The 20,191-nt window shown below is 63.4% G+C and carries 18 protein-coding genes; 6 read left to right on the top strand and 12 right to left on the bottom strand.

What is annotated here, in order from left to right:
* Positions 1–80: 80 nt before the first annotated feature.
* The 5 genes from AC5PZ0_RS01215 to AC5PZ0_RS01195 form a co-directional block, all read right to left on the bottom strand.
* Positions 81–893 (bottom strand): OmpA family protein, encoded by an 813-nt coding sequence (locus AC5PZ0_RS01215; protein ID WP_027592883.1) that lies wholly within the window; start codon positions 891–893, stop codon positions 81–83.
* Entirely contained in the window at positions 890–1,243 is a 354-nt protein-coding gene (locus AC5PZ0_RS01210; RefSeq protein WP_027592884.1) for a DUF4398 domain-containing protein, read from the bottom strand. The genes AC5PZ0_RS01215 and AC5PZ0_RS01210 overlap by 4 nt, the downstream gene beginning before the upstream one ends.
* Before the next feature lie 9 nt (positions 1,244–1,252).
* Positions 1,253–2,074 carry a substrate-binding periplasmic protein gene (locus tag AC5PZ0_RS01205; protein ID WP_099428718.1) on the bottom strand — a complete coding sequence of 274 codons (822 nt, stop codon included), beginning with the start codon at positions 2,072–2,074 and terminating at the stop codon, positions 1,253–1,255.
* Positions 2,075–2,309: 235 nt separating this feature from the next.
* The gene (locus AC5PZ0_RS01200) at positions 2,310–3,239 is read right to left on the bottom strand and encodes an electron transfer flavoprotein subunit alpha/FixB family protein (RefSeq protein WP_027592886.1); all 930 of its coding nucleotides are present in this window, start codon (positions 3,237–3,239) and stop codon (positions 2,310–2,312) included.
* Positions 3,240–3,989: an electron transfer flavoprotein subunit beta/FixA family protein gene (locus AC5PZ0_RS01195; protein WP_027592887.1), complete on the bottom strand. Its 750-nt coding sequence runs from the start codon at positions 3,987–3,989 to the stop codon at positions 3,240–3,242. It lies immediately after the preceding gene.
* 538 nt (positions 3,990–4,527) lie between these two features.
* Here AC5PZ0_RS01195 and AC5PZ0_RS01190 point away from each other — a divergent pair.
* Positions 4,528–6,210 (top strand): electron transfer flavoprotein-ubiquinone oxidoreductase, encoded by a 1,683-nt coding sequence (locus tag AC5PZ0_RS01190; protein ID WP_081717456.1) that lies wholly within the window; start codon positions 4,528–4,530, stop codon positions 6,208–6,210.
* 72 nt (positions 6,211–6,282) lie between these two features.
* On the opposite strand, the gene AC5PZ0_RS01185 is transcribed toward AC5PZ0_RS01190, so the two are convergent.
* From AC5PZ0_RS01185 to AC5PZ0_RS01165, 5 genes are all read right to left on the bottom strand, one after another.
* Positions 6,283–6,684, bottom strand: coding sequence for a type II toxin-antitoxin system MqsA family antitoxin (locus AC5PZ0_RS01185; RefSeq protein WP_027592889.1), 402 nt, complete (start codon positions 6,682–6,684; stop codon positions 6,283–6,285).
* A 2-nt stretch (positions 6,685–6,686) separates the two neighbouring features.
* The gene (locus AC5PZ0_RS01180; protein ID WP_274888161.1) at positions 6,687–6,983 is read right to left on the bottom strand and encodes a type II toxin-antitoxin system MqsR family toxin; all 297 of its coding nucleotides are present in this window, start codon (positions 6,981–6,983) and stop codon (positions 6,687–6,689) included.
* Positions 6,984–7,077: 94 nt separating this feature from the next.
* A complete protein-coding gene (locus tag AC5PZ0_RS01175) occupies positions 7,078–8,403 on the bottom strand; it encodes an MFS transporter (protein ID WP_099454840.1) in 1,326 nt (441 codons plus the stop codon).
* Between the two features lie 72 nt (positions 8,404–8,475).
* Positions 8,476–8,955, bottom strand: a complete 480-nt coding sequence (locus AC5PZ0_RS01170; protein ID WP_265967937.1) for a histidine kinase — start codon at positions 8,953–8,955, stop codon at positions 8,476–8,478.
* A 169-nt stretch (positions 8,956–9,124) separates the two neighbouring features.
* Positions 9,125–9,601 carry a sigma-70 family RNA polymerase sigma factor gene (locus AC5PZ0_RS01165; RefSeq protein ID WP_027592893.1) on the bottom strand — a complete coding sequence of 159 codons (477 nt, stop codon included), beginning with the start codon at positions 9,599–9,601 and terminating at the stop codon, positions 9,125–9,127.
* Between the two features lie 228 nt (positions 9,602–9,829).
* On the opposite strand from AC5PZ0_RS01165, the gene AC5PZ0_RS01160 reads away from it, so the two are divergent.
* From AC5PZ0_RS01160 to AC5PZ0_RS01150, 3 genes are read left to right on the top strand one after another with little or no spacing between them, the layout of a single operon-like run.
* Positions 9,830–11,002: an efflux RND transporter periplasmic adaptor subunit gene (locus tag AC5PZ0_RS01160; RefSeq protein ID WP_099428715.1), complete on the top strand. Its 1,173-nt coding sequence runs from the start codon at positions 9,830–9,832 to the stop codon at positions 11,000–11,002.
* On the top strand, positions 11,003–12,967 hold the full coding sequence (locus AC5PZ0_RS01155; RefSeq protein ID WP_493854140.1) for a MacB family efflux pump subunit: 1,965 nt from the start codon (positions 11,003–11,005) through the stop codon (positions 12,965–12,967).
* Between the two features lie 3 nt (positions 12,968–12,970).
* Complete coding sequence (locus AC5PZ0_RS01150) at positions 12,971–14,374, top strand: efflux transporter outer membrane subunit (RefSeq protein ID WP_493854139.1); 1,404 nt, start codon at positions 12,971–12,973, stop codon at positions 14,372–14,374.
* Between the two features lie 194 nt (positions 14,375–14,568).
* On the opposite strand, the gene pvdP is transcribed toward AC5PZ0_RS01150, so the two are convergent.
* Complete coding sequence (gene pvdP / locus AC5PZ0_RS01145; RefSeq protein ID WP_493854138.1) at positions 14,569–16,194, bottom strand: pyoverdine maturation tyrosinase PvdP; 1,626 nt, start codon at positions 16,192–16,194, stop codon at positions 14,569–14,571.
* A 198-nt stretch (positions 16,195–16,392) separates the two neighbouring features.
* On the opposite strand from pvdP, the gene pvdM reads away from it, so the two are divergent.
* Complete coding sequence (gene pvdM, locus AC5PZ0_RS01140; protein WP_454243174.1) at positions 16,393–17,739, top strand: pyoverdine-tailoring dipeptidase-like protein PvdM; 1,347 nt, start codon at positions 16,393–16,395, stop codon at positions 17,737–17,739.
* Positions 17,740–17,755: 16 nt separating this feature from the next.
* Positions 17,756–19,045: a pyoverdine-tailoring periplasmic protein PvdN gene (gene pvdN / locus AC5PZ0_RS01135; RefSeq protein WP_493854137.1), complete on the top strand. Its 1,290-nt coding sequence runs from the start codon at positions 17,756–17,758 to the stop codon at positions 19,043–19,045.
* A 147-nt stretch (positions 19,046–19,192) separates the two neighbouring features.
* Here pvdN and AC5PZ0_RS01130 read toward each other — a convergent pair whose 3' ends face one another.
* Positions 19,193–20,155, bottom strand: coding sequence for an alpha/beta hydrolase (locus AC5PZ0_RS01130; RefSeq protein WP_493854136.1), 963 nt, complete (start codon positions 20,153–20,155; stop codon positions 19,193–19,195).
* Positions 20,156–20,191 lie beyond the last annotated feature (36 nt).

Here is a 20,191-nt window from a genome sequence, read left to right as displayed (position 1 = left end):
GGCCGGTAATAACAGCACAATTCTCTAGGGCTGCTACCGGCCTCTTCGCAGCGCAAGGCTGCTCCTACAAGGGTCGGGGATCAACGCGCGGGGGCGAGCTTGCCTTTGTCGTCAGAAAAGACGATTTCTACCCGGCGATTCTGCGCCCTGCCCCGCTCCGAGGCATTGGCTTCGATCGGGTACTGGTCACCATAGCCTTCAACCTGCAGACGCTTTTCGTCGATGCCCAGGTCCACCAGCATGTCAGCCACCGCCTGCGCGCGATCACGCGAGAGCTTCAGGTTGTCTTCCGGGGCGCCGGTGCTGTCGGTGTAACCCTCGATGCGCACCACACGGCGCGGGTTGAGCTGGAGGAACTGCACCAGTTTGAGCACCGTACGGCTGGCCGAATTCTTCAGATCGGCACGCCCGGTATCGAACAGCACATCGCCCAACGTCATCACCAGGCCACGGTCCGTCTGCTCCGAAGCCAATGCGGCAATCTGCGACTCGACCCACTTGCCTTGCTGCTGCACGCTGGCAAGCTTCGCTTCACGCAGCGCCAATTGCAGGCGTTGGCGCTCCAGGTCGAGCTTGGCCAGGCGCTCCTGGTTCAATGCAAGCTTGGCATGTTCGCTGGCAATTTCGCTGTAGCGCTGGCTCAGGTAGGCGTAGTGGCGCACATCGGTACCGGTGCCGATATAACTGGACAGGCGCTCGGCCCGCGCCAGCGACTCACCGGCACGAATTACATCGCGCGGCGCACTGCGCAGCACGTCGGAGTCGTCTTTTACCTTCTGGAACGTGGCACTGGCTTCATCCAACGCCGCCTCGCTGCGATGGCTGGCGCACCCGTGCAAGCCTGCCGTCAACGCCAGCAACACCAGCGCCGTCATGGGTGTATGGCGCATCATGGCTGCACCTCCAGCTGTTTGCGCAGGCGCGTAACCCGCGATTGCAGCACTTGCAGCTGCTCTTCACTCTTCTGGTTCAGCACCTGGGCCTCGGCCAGGCGTGCATCCAGCTCGGCCTGCTCGGCACGCATGCGCGCATCGCGAAAATCTTCGGTAAGCATGTTGGTCTTGGCCCGGGCCAGCTTGTCTTCGGCCAGCTTGAGCGCCTCGACCTGCTCGGTGGCGCCAACGGCCTTGGCCTGTTCCAGCGCCTGCTCGGAAATGCGCAGTTGCTCGTTCGGCGCCGGGTCGTTGGCGCAACCCGCCAGGCCGAGCATGGCCAGAGCAAGGAATAGTGGTTGGATTCTCACGCAATCTTCCTAATGTTTGGGGGCGTCCAGCGGCACCTGCATCTGCGCCTTCCAGCGCTCGACATTTCGTTGCAGCACAGCCTCGGACGCACCGGAGATCGGCAATTCTGTCAGTTTTTTCGCCAATTGCCCACGCAACCAGCTGTCATTGCACGCCGAGTTGTGCGACACGGCCAGGTACAGCCCTGGGCGATCGACTGGCAGGCCGCGGGCAATCAGGTCGTTGCTCATGCCCAGGCTCTGGGTCATGGCCATGCCGGAATAGCGCCCGGCGAGCACATAGTCCACCTGCCCCAGCACCAGTTTCTGGAATGCCTGGGTCAGGTTTTGCGCAGGCTGCAACTTCAGGTGGGCTTTGGCGAACGCTTCAAAGGCCGGCGTGAGACGCGCGCGCTCAGACAAACTGCCCTGGTACTTGGCCAGGTCTGCCGGGCCATCGAAGGCCAGCTCAGCGTCATGCCGCGTCCAGACCAGGTATTCGTTCAACTGCAACGGCGGGTGGATGTAGTCCAGTGCGGTCAGCTGGCCGACCTGCAGGGGCGTATCGAGCAGCAGGTCCATTCGCCCACTGCGCACTTCCTCCAGCGCCTGATCGCGTCGCCCAGCACTCAGCACGTCCACCTTCACACCCAGCTCACTGGCCACCTGCTGCAACAGGTCGACATTGGCGCCGATCAGGTGCTTAGGGTCTTTCGGGTCCTGCCAGGAATACGGGGGCGCATCGGGGCTGCCGGTCGCGACCAAACGTTCGCACTTGCCTGCCGCCATCGCGCCGGGCGCCAGCAACGCCGCCATGCATGCCAGCACCCCGCCTGCTTTACGCAGCACCATTGCTCACTCCTTGTATTGCTTGGCCCGGCCCATCAGGTACACGCCGCACCTGTAGGAGCAGCCTTGTGCTGCGAAAGGGCCGGCATGACCAACAATTTTTTGTGGCTGTGACTGCCTCTTCGCAGCACAAGGCTGCTCCGACAGGAACCGCGACAAGCACTGCATCGGAAAAGGCCATAAAAAAACCCGGCCCTCAGTACGAGGGCCGGGCTTCTTTATAAGTGAAGCAGGCGGATCAGACCAGCTTTTCCAGCTCCGGAACCGCTTCGAACAGGTCAGCGACCAGGCCGTAGTCGGCCACCTGGAAGATCGGCGCTTCTTCGTCCTTGTTGATCGCAACGATCACCTTGGAGTCTTTCATGCCGGCCAGGTGCTGGATCGCGCCAGAGATACCGACGGCGATGTACAGCTGCGGTGCGACGATCTTGCCGGTCTGGCCGACCTGCATGTCGTTCGGCACAAAGCCTGCGTCGACTGCGGCGCGCGAGGCACCGACGGCTGCGCCGAGCTTGTCAGCCAGGCTGTACAGGTGCTTGAAGTTGTCACCGTTGCCCATGCCACGGCCGCCGGAAACGACGATCTTGGCAGCGGTCAGTTCTGGGCGGTCGGACTTGGCCAGCTCTTCACCGACGAAGGTGGAGATACCGGCGTTGTGCGCAGCGCCAACAGTTTCGACAGCAGCGGAACCGCCTTCTGCAGCAACGGCGTCAAAACCGGTGGTACGCACGGTGATGACCTTGACCGCAGCGCTCGATTGCACGGTGGCAATGGCGTTACCGGCATAGATCGGGCGCTTGAAGGTGTCGGCCGATTCAACCGAGATGATCTCGGAGATCTGGTCGACGTCCAGCAGTGCGGCGACGCGCGGCAGGATGTTCTTGCCGTTGGTGGTGGCCGGGGCCAGCACGTGGCTGTAACCCTTTGCCAGCTCGACGATCAGCGGCGCGACGTTTTCTGGCAGGACGTGGGCGTAGGCTGCGTTGTCAGCAACCAGTACCTTGGCAACACCCGCGATCTTGGCAGCAGATTCGGCAACGCCGCCGACGTTCTGGCCAGCGACCAGCACGTGCACATCACCACCGATCTTGGCGGCTGCGGCGACAGTGTTCAGGGTGGACGGGGCTACAGCACCGTTTTCGTATTCAGCGACAACCAGGATAGTCATTTAGATTACCTTCGCTTCGTTCTTCAGCTTCTCGACCAGTTCGGCCACCGACTTGACCTTGATACCTGCGCTGCGTGCAGCCGGCGCTTCGACTTTCAGGGTCTTGTTGGTGGAAGCGAGCGATACGCCCAGCGCGTCTGGCGTAACGGTCTCCAGCGGCTTCTTCTTGGCCTTCATGATGTTCGGCAGCGACGCGTAGCGCGGCTCGTTCAGGCGCAGGTCGGTGGTGACGATCGCTGGCAGGCTCAGCGATACGGTCTGCAAGCCGCCATCGATTTCACGGGTGACGTTCAGCTTGTCGCCAGCGACTTCAACCTTGGAGGCGAAGGTGCCTTGGGCGTAGCCGGTCAGCGCAGCCAGCATCTGGCCGGTCTGGTTGTTGTCGCTGTCGATGGCCTGCTTGCCGAGAATGACCAGCTGTGGCTGCTCTTTGTCGACAACGGCTTTCAGCGCTTTGGCCACGGCCAGCGAATTCAGCTCATCAGCGGCTTCGACCAGAATGGCACGATCGGCACCCAGTGCCAGCGCAGTACGCAGCTGCTCCTGGGCAGTGGTCGGGCCGACGGAAACGACGACGATCTCGGTCGCAACGCCCTTCTCTTTCAGGCGTACGGCTTCCTCAACGGCGATTTCGCAGAAGGGGTTCATGGACATCTTGACGTTTGCAAGGTCGACGCCGGAGTTGTCCGCTTTGACGCGAACCTTGACGTTGTAGTCGACCACTCGTTTGACAGCTACAAGAACCTTCATGGATTCCTCGTTACTCTCCGGTGAATAGAAAGTCGCCTGGGGACATGCCCGGCGATGCGCGTGGGTACAAGGGCACCTCTAAAAACGTACCGGGAGAAGCAAACTTCAAGGTGACCGAGCAGTCTTGTCGCGACGCTTGCGGCAAATACCCGCGGGTCATTTTCTGTGGTGGCGTGTAAACTCCACTACATACCGTGAATTGGCCCGAAAGCCTTACTCCACACCCGGTCTTTAGAGGTGTACCTGCGCCCGGCGGTAAGCCTACGGCGAACGTAAAACCGCTCGTATCTTGACCGCAACACCCAATCCGGTCAATACGGCAAATCGGTCACCCTCCAGCCGTACGCCTGTGATTTTACTGGCCTGCGGCAAATTCAAACAAACGTTTGTATTGGACCCGCCAAGTGGTGTAGATATAATGCGCGGCCAAGACAAAACGGTGTAGTCCATCCTCTGCGCTGCTACAGCTCCGCTCCCGTGAAGCGCGGTGCGCATGATCACCCCACACCCATAAGACAAAGCAACAGCACGAGCCTTGATGAGTAGGAGAGAACCAGTGGAACGCGAATACATGGAATTCGACGTGGTCATCGTCGGCGCCGGCCCGGCGGGGCTGTCCGCCGCCTGCCGCCTGAAGCAGAAGGCCGCCGAAGCCGGTAGCGAGATCAGCGTCTGCGTGGTCGAAAAAGGCTCCGAAGTCGGTGCGCACATCCTCTCCGGCGCGGTGTTCGAGCCGCGCGCACTGAACGAACTGTTCCCTGACTGGAAGGCACTCGGCGCGCCGCTGAACACCGAGGTCAAGCGCGACGATATCTATGTGCTGAAGGATGCAGGCAGCTCGACCAAGGTCCCCGACCTGTTCGTGCCCAAGACCATGCACAACCACGGCAACTACATCATCTCCCTGGGCAACCTGTGCCGCTGGCTGGCCCAGCAGGCCGAAAACCTGGGCGTTGAAATCTACCCAGGCTTCGCTGCCCAGGAAGCGCTGTTCGATGAAAACGGCGTGGTGCGCGGTATCGTCACCGGCGACCTGGGTGTCGACCGCGAAGGCAACCCGAAAGACGGCCTGTACACCCCTGGCATGGAACTGCGCGCCAAGTACACGCTGTTCGCCGAAGGTTGCCGCGGCCATATCGGCAAGCAGCTGATCAAGCGCTTCAACCTCGACAGCGAGTCCGACGTCCAGCACTACGGCATCGGCCTCAAAGAAATCTGGGAAATCGACCCAAGCAAGCACGAGCAGGGCCTGGTGGTGCACACCGCAGGCTGGCCGCTGGACGTGATGAGCGCCGAAAACACCGGTGGTTCGTTCCTGTATCACCTGGAAAACAACCAGGTGGTGGTAGGCCTGATCGTCGACCTGTCCTACAGCAATGCCTACCTGTCGCCGTTCGATGAGTTCCAGCGCCTGAAGCACCACCCTGTGATGAAGCAGTACCTCGAAGGCGGCAAGCGCATCAGCTACGGCGCCCGCGCCATCTGCAAAGGCGGCCTCAACTCGTTGCCGAAGATGGTATTCAACGGCGGCGCATTGATCGGCTGCGACCTGGGCACCCTGAACTTCGCCAAGATCAAGGGCAGCCACACCGCAATGAAATCCGGCATGCTCGCCGCAGAAGCGGTCGCCGATGCGTTGATCGCAGGCAGCGAGGGCGGCGACGCACTCACTACCTATGTCGATGCCTTCAAGGCCAGCTGGCTGCACGAAGAGCTGTTCGCCAGCCGTAACTTCGGCCCGGCGCTGCACAAGTTCGGGCCTATCCTGGGTGGTGCGTTCAACTACATCGATCAGAACTGGTTCGCCGGCAAGCTGCCCTTCACGCTGCACGACACCAAGCCGGATTACGCCTGCCTCAAGCTCGCAGCCGACTCGAAAAAGATCGACTACCCGAAACCGGACGGCAAGCTCAGCTTCGACAAGCTCAGCTCGGTATTCCTCTCCAGCACCAACCATGAAGAGGAACAACCCTGCCACCTGAAGCTGACCGACCCGAACATCCCGATCGCCAGCAACCTACCGCTGTACGACGAGCCGGCCCAGCGTTACTGCCCTGCCGGCGTGTACGAAGTGGTCAGCCAGGATGACGGCAGCAAGCGCTTCCAGATCAACGCGCAAAACTGCGTGCACTGCAAGACCTGCGACATCAAGGACCCCGCCCAGAACATCACCTGGGTAACCCCTGAAGGCGCCGGCGGGCCGAACTACCCGAACATGTAAGGCCCCCTGCCCTTGCGGCACTAAAAAGCCCCCGCCTCGTCAGAGCCGGGGGCTTTTTGCTGCCTACCTGCATCAGGCAGTGCGTACTTCTTCGAACAGTTCCGGGTGGCGATCCAGCAGTTTGAACAGTTTGACCAACGCCACTGGTGGCCTGGTTTTACCGTTTTCGTAACGGGAGAACGCATTGACGCCACCCCCGAAGATCTCCCCTGCTTCACGCTGGTCGAGATCGAATTTCTTGCGCACTGAGACGATGAAACCCGGGTCGACCGCCGCAGCGTTGACCTGGCGATTGAACGCCGACATCAGGTCACTGATGCGCAAAGCTTCATCATGGCTCAGCACTGCCTCACCACAGGCAGCACAGTAGTCGCCACTGACATTCGGAATAAGGGTCGCTTCACCCTTGTATCGATAGGGCATGTCCTGAGTGTCGGGCGCAAGCTCCGCACCGCCGCAGATTGGACATCTCATGGTTACATCTCCTTGAAAGACACGATGAGAACGTCGTCCACCACAGACAGTTTGAGGTACACGTACCCCTTGACCGTAAGCGGACGATAAACATCCTGCCAAACGCGATGATCAACGTAGCTGGTCATGCTTTTGTAAAAGTCTCTGCGCTCCAAGCCATTGATGACATCGAGCATATCCGGGTATTCCATCCCCAGTGCCTGGGCGTCTCGCAACGAGGCGGTAGTCGGGCTGATACGTCCAGCACTTACCAATCCCCTTATCCGCTGCAGCGGACAGTGAGGCGTTCTCTTTTCCATGAGAAATTAACCTTCCAGGTTAAATTTGGCTAATAGGTTATTCCAATAGCCCCCACCCGGAAGTCTGCCTCACCACCTGCCAGCCGCTACTGGCTCATTTGTCACCGCACATGATTGGCATGGGCTCCGCCGCAAACGCCAAGGGCTCGCGACGCCCGAAGTACAGGGCAGTGAGCAGCCCCACCATGCCCATGATCAGACAAAACCCGACACACACCCATGGGCTCCACGGCATCAAGGCGATCAGCGCCAGCGGCGTGGTGCTGGCCCACAGGGCATAGGCGACGTTATAGGTGAAGGAAATGCCCGACACCCGAATCTGCGCAGGGAACAGCCCGACCATCACCGACGGCACCACGCCCACCACGCCACAGCACAGCCCTGCCACGGCATAAGCCAGCCAGGTTGCGCCCCACTGGCCCACCAGGCTTGCATACAACACACCGATGCCCAGCGGCAGCAGCAGGCTGTAGATCATTAGGGCACGCCAGGCGCCCAGGCGATCGACCAGCAGGCCGGCCAGTACACAACCGATATTAAGGAAGACAATACCCGCACTGCTGAGGGCAAAGGTGTGCCCGGCAGTCATGCCAAAACGCTGTTGCATCACCGTCGGCGTAATCACCACCAGCACCACCACCGCCGACGTCAGCACACAGGTCAGCAGCGCCGCTGGGATCAGCGCCCGGCGATGCTCGCCCAGCACGCGCCGCAGCGGAAACGCCACCGGCTGCTCCTGGCGCTCGCGCAGGGCCAGGAACACAGGCGTTTCGCTGAGCCACCGGCGTAGCCACACGCCTATCACGCCAAACACCCCACCCAGCAGGAAGGGGTAGCGCCAGGCATGGTCGAGAATTTCTTCGGGGGTGAACACCTGCGCCAGCAGCGTGGCCGTCAGTGCGCCCAGCAAGTAACCGAAGGTAAGCCCAGCCTGCAAGAAGCCCAGGGCATAGCCCCGTCGCCCCGGTGGCGCATGCTCGGCGACGAACGTCCAGGCACTGGGCACTTCGCCCCCGACCGCCGCCCCCTGCAGAATGCGCAGCGCCAGCAGGATCAACGGCGCGGCATAGCCGATATCGGCGTACGTCGGCATTACACCGATCAGCAGGCATGGCAGGGCCATCATCAGGATGCTAAGGCTAAACACCCGCTTGCGCCCCAGATGATCGGCGAAATGCGCCATCAGGATACCGCCCAGTGGCCGCGCCAGGTAACCAGTGACGAAGATCCCGAAGCTTTGCAGCAAGCGCAGCCATTCAGGCATTTCTGGCGGGAAAAATAGCTTGCTGAGGGTCAGGGCGAAGAACACGAAGATAATGAAATCGTAGATTTCCAGCGCGCCACCCAGTGCCGCCAGGCCCAAGGTCCGGTGGTCGCCACGGCTGAACCGTGGCGGGCGAGCGGTATCGATGGCAGTCATGGCAGAGTCCGCAGATCGGCAAAGGGCAAGAGGATAGCAAATAGCTGCCCCCTTGCCCCGCCCACATCGGCGCTAGCGGCTGAAGACCGTGTGCGCGAAGTTCGCCCGCGGGCGTGGGCGCAGCGCGCTGGCGGGCACGGCAGCTGGCAGGGGCAGCTTGCCGACCAAAAGCGGCGCGTCGATGATCGCCATGAACGATTCCAGTGCCTCGTTATCGGGCGCTTGCGGCAGGCTCACGCTCACGGATTGGCGCTCGGTTTGCGGCACCGAAGGCACTTGCAACTGCTGGGAGTGGTAAAGCAGGGCGTGCTGGATTTGCGTGCTCACCCGGCAGAAACGCGCCAGGTCGACGCCGACGTGGCTGGCCAGTTCAATGTTGCCAAGCAACAGATGAAAAGGCTGCAAAGCAGATTGCACCAGGCGTTGCAGCTCCTCGAAGCTGTCCACGGGCGCAATCCGGTAATAGCCCAGGCCATTGAGCAACTTTTCCAGCTGCAAGCGCTGGCTGGGGTGCTCGTCGGCGATGAGGATGCGCAGGGTCTTGTTTGCCATTTTCGGACCTGGGCAGTTAGGTAAAAAGGGACACTCCCTGACCATACTGCGCCAGTAACGGCAATCGCCAAAGCTTTGCCTGGCTGGGGTCTACCTAGATAGTTGTCGGGAAACCCGCATAAATCAAGTCGATGCTTGACGGAATTTTCATTCCTCTTTCACCAGACTTTCAGGATTCCCACTCGCGCATGCGCACACGGCAGTGCTTCATGGCATTGACGATGTGCTTTTCCACCACACTGCGTGACACCCCCAGGTGCTCGGCAATCTGCTGATGCGACAGGCCATCGAGCTTGCGCAACAGGAAGCAGTCGCGGCAGACCTTGCCCAGTTCATCCAGGGCGCGCTGCATCAGCGCCAGGCGCTGATCGAGCTGCATGTCATGGGTGGGCGCTGGGCTATGCCAACGCTCGTCGCTGTCGAGCACCTCCAGTGGTTCGGCCTGGCGAACCTGATGCCGCCGGTGGCGGTCGACCACCAGGTTGAGCGCCGTGCGGTACAGAAAGGCACGCGGGTGCTCGATCCGTTCCGCATCGGTGCGCTCCAGCACCCGCAGATAAGCATCGTGCGCAACGTCTTCGGCCGCCTGACGACTGCCCAGGCGCGCGGAAAGGAAGCCCACCAGTTCGCGATAGTAATGTTCCACGACGTTACCTGAGAGGGCCCTGCTGCTTTTTCTGAAAGCCTTTTCACAAAGCTGTGCAGGACCGAAGTGATGTCAACGTGCGATCTTACAAATTATAATTATTCTCAGCAACACGACTTCCTCCTGCCCTGTACGCTAAATCCCGCCCGCTAGCCTTCGTCTATCTGGGACCTCAGTGCGCGCCGCTTTTGCGCTGCGCGTGGCCTTCACTCCTGGCTGGAAGTCTGCATGCGACGTTTACCCCACACCCGCCGTCGGCTACTGCTCAGTGGCTTGGCCCTGCTGAGCCTGGGCAGTTTGCTGGCCTGGAAGACCCTGCCCTTTGGCGCGCAGCCGATCAGCACAGTCGCCGTCACCCGTGCCGACATCGAAAGCAGCGTGACTGCCCTGGGCACCCTGCAGCCGCGGCGCTACGTCGACGTGGGCGCCCAGGCTTCCGGGCAGATCCACAAGCTGCACGTTGAAGCCGGTGACCAGGTACGCAAAGGCCAACTGCTGGTAGAGATCGACCCGTCCACCCAGCAAGCCAGGCTAGACGCCGGGCGTTACTCGATCGACAACCTCAAGGCACAACTGGCCGAGCAACGTGCACAGTTTCAACTGGCCCAGCAGCAGCTCAAGCGCCAGCGTGACCTGGCGGCCGCCGGTGCGACCCGTGACGAAGACGTGCAGACGGCCGATGCCCAGCTCAAGGTAACTCAGGCCCGCATCGACATGTTCCAGGCACAGATTCGTCAGGCCCAGGCCAACCTGCGCAGCGACGAGGCGGAACTGGGCTACACGCGCATTTATGCCCCCATGGACGGCACCGTGGTCGCGGTCGATGCCCGAGAAGGCCAGACCCTCAATGCCCAACAGCAGACCCCTCTGATCCTGCGCATCGCCAGGCTTTCGCCAATGACCGTCTGGGCCCAGGTGTCGGAAGCCGACATCGGCAAGGTCAAGCCCGGCATGACCGCCTACTTCACCACCTTGGCCGGCGGCAAGCGCCGCTGGACCAGCACGGTCCGGCAGATCCTGCCGATCCCGCCTAAACCGCTGGACCAGAGCAGCCAGGGCGGCGGCAGCCCGACCAGCGCCACCAATGGCACCACCGGCAGCCAGGTGGTGCAGTACACCGTGCTGCTGGATGTCGACAACCCGGATGGCGCCCTGATGGCCGAGATGACCACGCAGGTGTTCTTTGTCGCCGGCCAGGCCAGCCAGGTGCTGACCGTGCCGCTTGCCGCACTGGACGACAACAATGGCTTGCGCCTCGCCCGGGTACTCAACAGCAAAGGCGAAGTGGAACAGCGCCAGGTCCAGACCGGCCTGAGCGACCGGCTGCGGGTGCAGGTACTTGACGGCCTCAGCGAAGGCGAGCGCCTGGTGATCGGCGCCCCCAGCGTCAGCGGAGGTTGAATGACTACGCCCCTGATCGAACTGATCGACATCCGTAAATCCTACGGCGGCGTCGATACCCCCAAGGTCGACATCCTCCAGGGCATCAGCCTGCGCATCCACCCCGGCGAGTTCGTCGCCATTGTCGGCGCCTCCGGCTCCGGCAAATCGACGCTGATGAACATCCTCGGCTGCCTCGACCGGCCAACCGCTGGCAGCTACCACTTTGCGGGCAAGGACGTGGCCGAGCTGGACAGCGACGAACTGGCCTGGTTACGCCGTGAAGCCTTTGGCTTCGTCTTCCAGGGCTACCACCTGATCCCCTCGGGTTCGGCCCAGGAGAACGTCGAGATGCCGGCCATCTATGCCGGTATCGCCGCCAGCGAGCGGCACGCGCGCGCCACCGCCCTGCTCACCCGCCTGGGCCTGGCCAGCCGCACGGGCAACCGCCCGCACCAGTTGTCCGGCGGCCAGCAACAACGCGTATCGATTGCCCGGGCACTGATGAACGGTGGCCACATCATCCTCGCCGACGAACCCACCGGCGCGCTCGACAGCCACAGCGGCACCGAAGTCATGGCGCTGCTCGACGAACTGGCCAGCCAGGGCCATGTAATCATCCTGATTACCCACGACCGCGACGTGGCGGCGCGGGCGCAGCGGGTCATTGAAATCCGCGATGGCCTGATCATCAGCGATTCGGCCGCCGAGCAGCCACCGCCCCCCACACGCCAAGGGCTGCAGGCCGACGACCTGCGCCAGCGCCTGGGCCGCGGCGCCACCCTGCGCGGGGCCTGGAAAGGTGAACTGGTCGAAGCCCTGCAGGCCGCCTGGCGAGTGATGTGGGTCAACCGTTTTCGCACCGCCCTGACCCTGCTCGGCATCGTCATCGGGGTAGCCTCGGTGGTGGTCATGCTGGCCGTCGGCGAAGGCAGCAAGCGCCAGGTCATGGCGCAAATGGCGGCGTTTGGCTCGAACGTGCTCTACCTCAACGGCAAGCCAGCAACGCTGGGTGAACAGGCCGGCACCATCACCCTCGACGACGTCGCGGCCATCGGCGAGCTGCCCCAGGTCAAGCACGTCATGCCAGTGATCGGCGACAAACTGATGGTGCGCCACGGCAACAACAGCCAGCAGTTTTATGTCGGCGGCAACAACATCTGGTTCCCGGAGATCTTCAACTGGCCGGCGGTCGAGGGCACCTTTTACACCGAGGCCGACGAAGCCAGTGCCGCGCCTGTGGCGGTGATCGGCCAGAAGGTGCGGGAAAAGATGCTGGACCCTGGGCGCGACCCGCTGGGGCAATACATCCTGATCGGCAATGTGCCGTTCCAAGTCGTCGGCATTCTCGCCGGTAAAGGCGCCAGTTCCGGCGACCAGGACAGCGACGGGCGCATCGCGGTGCCCTATTCCGCCGCGGCTATCCGCCTGTTCGGCCAGCGCGACCCAGACTACATCGCCGTCGCCGCGCACGACTCCACCCGGGTCAACGAAGCCGAAGTGGCCATTGATCACCTGCTGCGCCAGCGTCACCAGGGCCGTCAGGATTTCGAGCTGACCAACGACGCAGCACTGATCCAGGCCGAAGCACGCACGCAGAATAGCCTGTCGCTGATGCTGGGGGCGATTGCCGCGATTTCGTTGTTGGTGGGCGGCATCGGGGTGATGAACATCATGCTCATGACCGTGCGCGAGCGTACTCGTGAGATTGGCATCCGCATGGCCACCGGCGCGCGCCAGCGCGACATCCTGCGGCAGTTTCTCAGCGAGGCCGTGATGCTGTCGATGGTCGGCGGCGTGGCCGGCATCGTCCTGGCCCTGGCCATCGGCGGCGGCCTGATGCTGGCCGAGGTTGCCGTAGCCTTCGCCCTGCCTGCCATATTCGGCGCGTTCGCCTGCGCTGTCGTCACCGGCATCGTGTTCGGCTTCATGCCGGCCCGCAAAGCCGCCCGACTCGACCCGGTCAAAGCCCTTACCAGCGAATAATCCATGACCTTGCCAAGCCGTATCAGCCTGTTGACCTTGTGCCTGAGCCTTGCCGCCTGCAGCACGCCGCCCACGCCTGACAGCGGGATTGCCGCGCCGCACGCCTGGCAAGGCGAGGCCGCGCCGTCATCCACCGAGCTGCCATCAGCACAGTGGTGGCGCGCGTTTGCCAGCAGCGAGCTGGACCGCCTGGTCGAGCGTGCCCGGCTCAACGCCTATGACCTCGCGGCCGCCACGGCGCGTGTGCGCCAGGCCCAGGCCCAGGCCGTCATCGCTGGCGCGCCATTGCTGCCCGAACTGAACCTGGGCCTGGATGGCAGCCGCCAGCGGCTGTTGAAGGGTGAAGGCAACGACCAGCTGGACGTCAGCAGCAGCGAACGCACCAGCACCGCGTTCGACCTGAAACTCAGCGCCAGCTACGAGATCGACTTCTGGGGCGGCCTGCGCGCAGCACGGGCCAGCGCCTTGCGCCGCCTTGATGCCAGCCGCTTCGACCGGCAGACGGTCGAGCTGACCTTGGTCAGCGCCGTGGCCGACAGCTACCTGCAAGGCCTGGCCCTGGAAGCGCAACTGAACATCGCTCGGCTCAACCTGCGCAATGCACGTGACGTGCTGGGCCTGGTCGAAGCCCGCCAGCGCACCGGCTCGGCCACACGCCTGGAACTGGCCCAGCAGCGCAGCCTGGTGGCCGCCCAGGAACGGCAAGTGCCGTTGCTCGAACAGCAGTGGCAAGACAGCCGGGTCACCTTGGCGACGCTGCTCGGCGACCCGGTGCAGGCCCTGCCGCCCAGCCGTGAAGCGTTCGATGCGCTGCAGTGGCCGTCCATTGGCAGCGGCGTCCCCAGCGAACTGCTGGCCCGTCGCCCCGACATCGCCGCCGCCGAAGCGCGGCTGGCAGCGGCCAGCGCCAACGTACAGGTGGCCAGGGCAGCGATGCTGCCCAAGTTGACCCTAGGGGCCAACCTGGGCAGTGGCGCCAATACCTTTGCTCATGTGCTCGACAGCTCTTTTTATACCCTCAGCGCCGGGCTGGTCGCGCCGATCTTCAACAACGGCCGGCTGCGCGCTTCTCGCGACCTGGCCGAGGCCGAGCAAGCTGAGTTGCTGGAGACGTACCGAGGCAGCATCCTGGCCGGTTTCGCCGATGTCGAGAAAGCGCTCAATGCGATTCACGGCGTGGACCGCCAACGCCGGTGGCAGGACGAAGAAGTGCAGGAGGCGCGCCTGGCTTTCGAGCTGGCCCAGCAGCGCTATGGCGCGGGCGCCGAGACCCTGCTCAGCGTGCTTGAAACCCAGCGCACCCTTTACCTGGCCCAGGATCAGCAGGCGCAGCTGCGATTGGCACGGCTGCAAGGGAGTGTGGCGCTGTACAAGGCGTTGGGGGGTGGGTGGAAGGTTGAGCGGTAGTGTAGGGCGATGGATTTGCTGCGGGTTCGAGATCGAGCGCCGCCCGCGCGGCGCTTCGCAGCACAAGGCTGCTCCTACATCTGTTTCGGGCCAATTAGTCCTGAGCCATTGGCGCTCGGCCCTTGGGCGGCGCTCGATCTAAAACCCACCGAAAATCCCTCGCCCTACACCCCGATCCCATCCCCCAATCCCCCTCAAAGCGACCGCTGCGCCACCTTCAGATTGCGCGCATACCAAGGCCGCTGGGGCACCTTCGGCCGCAACTTGCCGAACAGGTCTTCATCGCTGTAGATGATGCGCAAAGCCAGCTTCATCGTCTCCGGGTCCATCTCGACGCTGCGCCCCGGCCGCAAGCCCGGCACCGTCGAGCAACCATGGGTGTCAGGCCCTAGCCAAGGGTCCGACACTTCGACCCAGCGCCCTGGCGCAAACCAAGGCACGCCATTGACTTCCAGGCGCCGCACCTCGCCGGGGTGAACCCGCTCATGGGCGCGGAACCAGTCCTCGATGCGGTCATCGATCCAGCCATGAAAGTGCCAGAACACCGGGTTTACATGGGATGAAAACGGGTCACCCAGAAAGTCGTTTTCGGCCGCAAACCAACGCGCTGCAAAGTCGTCAGGCGTGCGCGCCGTCGGCACCGGCATGCCGTTGGCCGGGTCACGCGGCACCGAAGCCCAGCGCATGTGCAGCCAGTCATGCAGGCCCAGCTCCACCTCTGAACCGAACTGGCCCAGGGTCAGTGTGCTCAGGTAGTCCGGGTCGCTGTAACGCGACTCCCAGACCTGGAAGTTGCCATGGTAGGTATCCGGGTGCTTGATGTCGCGCACCCACTGGGTGTATTCCGCATCACCATTCGCCAACCAGGTGGGCGGCAAGGCGTTGCCGTCATGGTTGTCCCAATAGCGGGCGAACCCGGCACGGTCGCGCTCAAGCTCCGGTTGTGGCTGCGGAAACCGCGTCCATGAAGGCAGGTCCTGCAAGGCGCGGGCACTGCCAAGCATGTGCCGGTGCATGAAAAAGAAATCCTCACCCGAACCGTTGCGGTCCTTGTGCCGGCCGCGCGCGTCACGCTCCCGATCACGCGGCCCCGGCTGCCAGCCCAAGCCGCGCAGGGCGGCTTGCTTGTCTTTGTCCAGCTTGTGCCATTTGTCACGCGAGGAATGCCACAACTGGTGGAACAGTCGGTGCTCCGGGGTGATCAACCAGGCCAGCAGTTGCGGGCTTAACGGCGTGCGCTCGCGCGCCTCGGGGAAGGTGTGTTTCAGCGCCAGAAAGTGGTTGTCTTGCACCGGCAGCGACAACGCTCGGTCCAGTGGCGCAATGCGCCCGTTGAGGGTCGCAGGCCCGGCATTGCCGAAGCGGCCCCAGACCTCGTCGATGACGATATGGCATTCGTAGCGGGCCTGCACCTCACCTGGCCGGCTCGAGAACAAGCGCCAGCGTAAAGTGCCCGGTTTGTCTGCCAGCAGGTCGCCCACCACACGGTAACGCGGCTGTTCATCGCTGCGTAGGCGCTCGGGGGTATCCAAGTAGCCGCGCAACGCCCGCCCACTGGGCGCAACATCCAGGAACAGCTCCAGCTCGCCCTCAGGCAACCCTTGCAGGCCCGCGTCCTTGCCATGCAAGGTCCAGCGCCAGATCCCGCGCAAGGTGTCACCCAACTGCTGCAGGTGCGTATCAGCCCGTTCGACGACCGCCTCGCCGGGGGTTTCCGGAAACGCCTCGGCGGCCCGCTGGCGCTGTACATACAACGCACCGGGCACCACCACGCCCGTCAATGCCACACCGGCGATGAACCCGCGTCGAGAAATCGTCATTGCAACTACCTGTGCATTTATTGCGGCCGTGGAGCACAGCCCGTCCAAGGCTAGAACGTTGTCCACACCGCGAAATTTACCGCTGCCGACGCAGGGGCGCCGCCACGGCTGGCTAAATTTCCACGGGGTGGGCTCGTTCACTCCAGGTAGCGGCGGCCTCTGTGCCCATCCCTCGACGGTGAACCTACTGAGACCAAGATGACGACTCCACGCTGGAAAAAAGCCCTGTTTATCAGCCTGGCCGCGGCCGTGACCGCAGGTGCCGGATTTGCCGCCTGGCACTACTTCACCACGCCGGCCGGCTACTCCAGAGAGGTGGTGCGCCAGGCCAACGACCTGCAGGAACGCATCATCTCGTTCGACAGCCATGTCACCCTGCCGCTGACTTTCGGCACTGAAGGCAGCGAGGCCGACAAGGATGGCAATGGCCGCTTCGACCTGGCCAAGGCCGCCCGCGGGCGGCTGTCTGGCGCCGCGCTGACGATCTTCGCCTGGCCCGAATCGTGGACCGGCGACGATGGCCCGCACCGGCCGACCGCAGGCTTCGTCGAAGCCGCACGCCACACCCAGGACGTGCGCTACAACGCCATCGACGCCATGGTCCGCGACTTCCCCGAACAGGTCGGTATCGCCTACACCCCGCAAGACATGCGACGCCTGCACGGCGAAGGCAAGTTCGCGGTGTTCCTCAGCATGCTCAATGCCTATGCCCTGGGCGACGATATCGACCAGCTCGACCGCTGGGCCGCCCGCGGCGTGCGCATGTTCGGCTTCAGCTACGTGGGCAACAACAGCTGGGCCGACTCTTCGCGCCCGTTGCCGTTTTTCAATGACACCGCCGATGCTTTGGACGGCCTTTCGCCAGTCGGCAAACGCGCCGTACAGCGCCTTAACGACCTGGGTGTGATCATCGATGTGTCGCAGATGTCGAGCAAGGCACTGAGCCAGGCGGTCAGCCTCAGCCGCGCGCCGGTGGTGGCGTCGCACTCTGCGCCACGCGCCATGGTCGACATTGCCCGCAACCTGTCCGACAAGGAAATGCAACTGATCAAGGACAGCGGCGGCGTGATTCAACTGGTGGCCTTCTCCACCTACCTCAAGCCACTGAGCGCGAAAACCCAGGACAAACTCAACGCCCTGCGCGCCCGCTACGACTTGCCACCGCTGGCCAACCTCAACTACGCGCTGATGCCGGGTGACCCGGTCATCGCCGGCTGGCCCGAGCAGAAGGTGGGCCAGTACGCCAACGCGCTGTACGGCATCCTCGACGAAGAGCCACCGGCCACGCTCAAGGATTTCGGCGACGCCATCGACTACACGGTGCGCAAGGTCGGCATCGACCATGTGGGGCTGAGCTCGGACTTCAATGAAGGCGGCGGCATCGACGGTTGGCACGACGCAAGCGAAGCGCGCAACGTCACTGCCGAACTGATCACCCGGGGCTATTCCGAGGCCGATATCGCCAAGCTCTGGGGCGGCAACTTCCTGCGGGTGTGGGAGCAGGTGCAGCACGCCGCGCAACCCGCCACCACTTCGTCCCGATAACCCTGCGAGCGCCTTCATGAACGACCGCCGTACCTTCCTCAAGCAGGCAGGCCTGCTGGCCGCGGCCCTGCCCTTGGCCAGCCAGTTGCTGCCGGGCGCTCAGGCCGCGCCATTGCCACCCGCTGGCAGCGACGCCTGGGCCGCCTTTCGCGGCCTGTTCGACCTGGACCCCGCCTACGCGCACTTCGCCAACTTTCTGATCACGTCACACCCAAAGCCGGTGCGCGAGGCCATCGAGGCCTTGCGTGCGAGCTTCGACCGCCACCCGGCGCGCAGGGTTGACTGGGACAGCCAGGCGGAGTGGAAGCACGAGGCCGCAGTGCGTGAATGGGCCGGTCGCTACCTTGAGGTAAACCCCCGACAGATCGCCCTGACCGGCAGCACCACGGAAGGCCTGGGCCTGATCTATGGCGGCCTGAAGCTTGCACCTGGGCAGGAAATTCTCACCACCGTGCACGAGCATTCGGCGGCGCGCCAGACGATGAGTTTCCGCACTGCCCGCGATGGCACGCCGGTGCGCCGCTTGCGCCTGTTCGAGAACCCGTCACAGGTCAGCACCGACCAGGTACTCGGCACCCTGGCTGCGGCCATCAGCGCCAAGACGCGGGTACTGGGCATGACCTGGGTCCATTCGGGTAGTGGTGTGAAGCTGCCGGTGGGTGAGATTGGCGCACTGGTACGCGAGGTCAATCGCCAGCGCGACGAGAAGGACCACATTATTTACGTGATCGACGGGGTACATGGCTTTGGCGTCGAGGACATCCGCTTTGCCGACCTGAACTGCGACTACTTCATCGCCGGCACCCACAAGTGGATGTTCGGGCCACGTGGCACCGGGATCATCTGCGCGGCCTCCACCGAGCTCAAGCAGCTGAACCCGACCATTGCCACGTTTTCCGAGAATGAAGACTTCGCCACCATCATGACCCCAGGCGGCTACCATGCCTTTGAGCACCGCTGGGCGCTGGGCAAGGCATTCGAGCTGCACCTGCAGCAGGGCAAGGCGAATATCCAGGCGCGTATTCATGGGCTCAATGACTACCTCAAGCAGCGTCTTGAGGCGGTTGAAGCGGTCGAACTGGTGACGCCGCGCAGTGCCCAGTACTCGGCTGGGTTTACCTTTTTCAGGGTCAAGGGCCAGGATGCGGATGACGTGGCCGGGTATCTCAACAGCCAGCGCATTGTCGTCGATGCCGTGTCACGTGATGCTGGGCCGGTGGTGCGTACCGCGCCTGGGCTGCTGAACACCGAGGCCGAGATCGACCGCTTGGTCGATGTGCTGGGGCGGCGGGTGCGTAGTTCGTGACGAATGCTGGGGGCGCTTTGCGCCCCTTTCGCGACGCAAGGCCGCTCCCACTGGTAAAGCGTCCCACCTAGGGAGCTAACCAACCTGTGGGAGCGGCCTTGCGTCGCGAAAGGGGCGCGAAGCGGCCCCAGCGATTCCAACGTTAACTCACCCCCCAACCCTCTTCAGCCAGCCCCCCACATCCTGATAAATCTCCCCCACCTGCCCCACGATCCCGGACATGCGCAAGAAGTCATGGGTCAGCCCCTCGACCCGGGCAAACGTCACCTCGGTCCCCCCCGCCACCAGCCAGTCTCGGTAGGCAAGCCCTTCGTCATGCAACGGATCGTACTCGGCCACGAACAGGTACGCCGGCGCCAATGGCTCGCGCACCGTCGACAGCAAGGGCGACACACGCCAGTCCAGACGCTGCTCCGGCTGCGGCGCATAGTGCTGGTAGAACCACTCCAGGGTAGGCGTTTCCAGCAGGTACCCCTCGGCATGCTCGCGGTGAGAGTCGCGCTGGCAGGAAATGTCTGTCACCGGGTAGAACAGCAACTGCGCCAGCGGCTTGAACGCCAGCGCTTCGGGCTGCTCGACGGCCGTGATGGCCAGCACGGCGGCCAGGCTGGCACCGACGCTGTCCCCGGCCACCACCACCCGGCGGTTGTCCAAGCCCAACGCCCCAGCCTGCTCGGCCAGCCAGTTGGCGGCATCCAGCACATCGTGCAGCGCCACCGGAAACTGCTGCTCCGGCGCCAATCGGTAGTCCGGCGCCAGCACCGCAAACTCACCCATGGCTGCCAGGCGGCGGCACACCGAGTCATGCGAGTCGAGGCTGCCCACCACATAGCCACCACCGTGCAGGTAGAAGATCACCGGCTGCAAGGCATCGCCTGCGTCACCCGTGCGGTACAGCCGCGCTGGCAGGCTGGCACCATCACGCGCCGGGACCTGCAGCTCGCTCACCGCCACGCTGCCGGGCGGGCTTGGGTCGAGCACCTGCGAACTGCCCTCGAACTCGGCCCGGGCCTGAGCCACGTCCATCGCGTGCATGGGCAGGCTTCTGCCCGTCAACCGGCCAAATTCGACCAGTTCCAGAAATCCCGCCAGATCAGGGTGCAATGCCATGTCGGATCCTTGCTTGAACAATATGACTGCTGTCCC

It is taken from the genome of Pseudomonas sp. 5.2 (assembly GCF_059025405.1).
The sequence above is the reverse complement of the archived record's forward strand: the minus strand, read 5'-3'. Positions and strand labels throughout refer to the sequence as shown.

Bases quoted from the DNA above. Each gene is read 5' to 3' on its own strand.
- AC5PZ0_RS01215 (WP_027592883.1), bottom strand. From the start codon at position 893: ATGATGCGCCATACACCCATGACGGCGCTGGTGTTGCTGGCGTTGACG.
- AC5PZ0_RS01205 (WP_099428718.1), bottom strand. From the start codon at position 2,074: ATGGTGCTGCGTAAAGCAGGCGGGGTGCTGGCATGCATGGCGGCGTTG.
- AC5PZ0_RS01200 (WP_027592886.1), bottom strand. From the start codon at position 3,239: ATGACTATCCTGGTTGTCGCTGAATACGAAAACGGTGCTGTAGCCCCG.
- AC5PZ0_RS01195 (WP_027592887.1), bottom strand. From the start codon at position 3,989: ATGAAGGTTCTTGTAGCTGTCAAACGAGTGGTCGACTACAACGTCAAG.
- AC5PZ0_RS01190 (WP_081717456.1), top strand. From the start codon at position 4,528: ATGAGTAGGAGAGAACCAGTGGAACGCGAATACATGGAATTCGACGTG.
- AC5PZ0_RS01185 (WP_027592889.1), bottom strand. From the start codon at position 6,684: ATGAGATGTCCAATCTGCGGCGGTGCGGAGCTTGCGCCCGACACTCAG.
- AC5PZ0_RS01180 (WP_274888161.1), bottom strand. From the start codon at position 6,983: ATGGAAAAGAGAACGCCTCACTGTCCGCTGCAGCGGATAAGGGGATTG.
- AC5PZ0_RS01175 (WP_099454840.1), bottom strand. From the start codon at position 8,403: ATGACTGCCATCGATACCGCTCGCCCGCCACGGTTCAGCCGTGGCGAC.
- AC5PZ0_RS01170 (WP_265967937.1), bottom strand. From the start codon at position 8,955: ATGGCAAACAAGACCCTGCGCATCCTCATCGCCGACGAGCACCCCAGC.
- AC5PZ0_RS01160 (WP_099428715.1), top strand. From the start codon at position 9,830: ATGCGACGTTTACCCCACACCCGCCGTCGGCTACTGCTCAGTGGCTTG.
- AC5PZ0_RS01155 (WP_493854140.1), top strand. From the start codon at position 11,003: ATGACTACGCCCCTGATCGAACTGATCGACATCCGTAAATCCTACGGC.
- AC5PZ0_RS01150 (WP_493854139.1), top strand. From the start codon at position 12,971: ATGACCTTGCCAAGCCGTATCAGCCTGTTGACCTTGTGCCTGAGCCTT.
- pvdP (WP_493854138.1), bottom strand. From the start codon at position 16,194: ATGACGATTTCTCGACGCGGGTTCATCGCCGGTGTGGCATTGACGGGC.
- pvdM (WP_454243174.1), top strand. From the start codon at position 16,393: ATGACGACTCCACGCTGGAAAAAAGCCCTGTTTATCAGCCTGGCCGCG.
- pvdN (WP_493854137.1), top strand. From the start codon at position 17,756: ATGAACGACCGCCGTACCTTCCTCAAGCAGGCAGGCCTGCTGGCCGCG.
- AC5PZ0_RS01130 (WP_493854136.1), bottom strand. From the start codon at position 20,155: ATGGCATTGCACCCTGATCTGGCGGGATTTCTGGAACTGGTCGAATTT.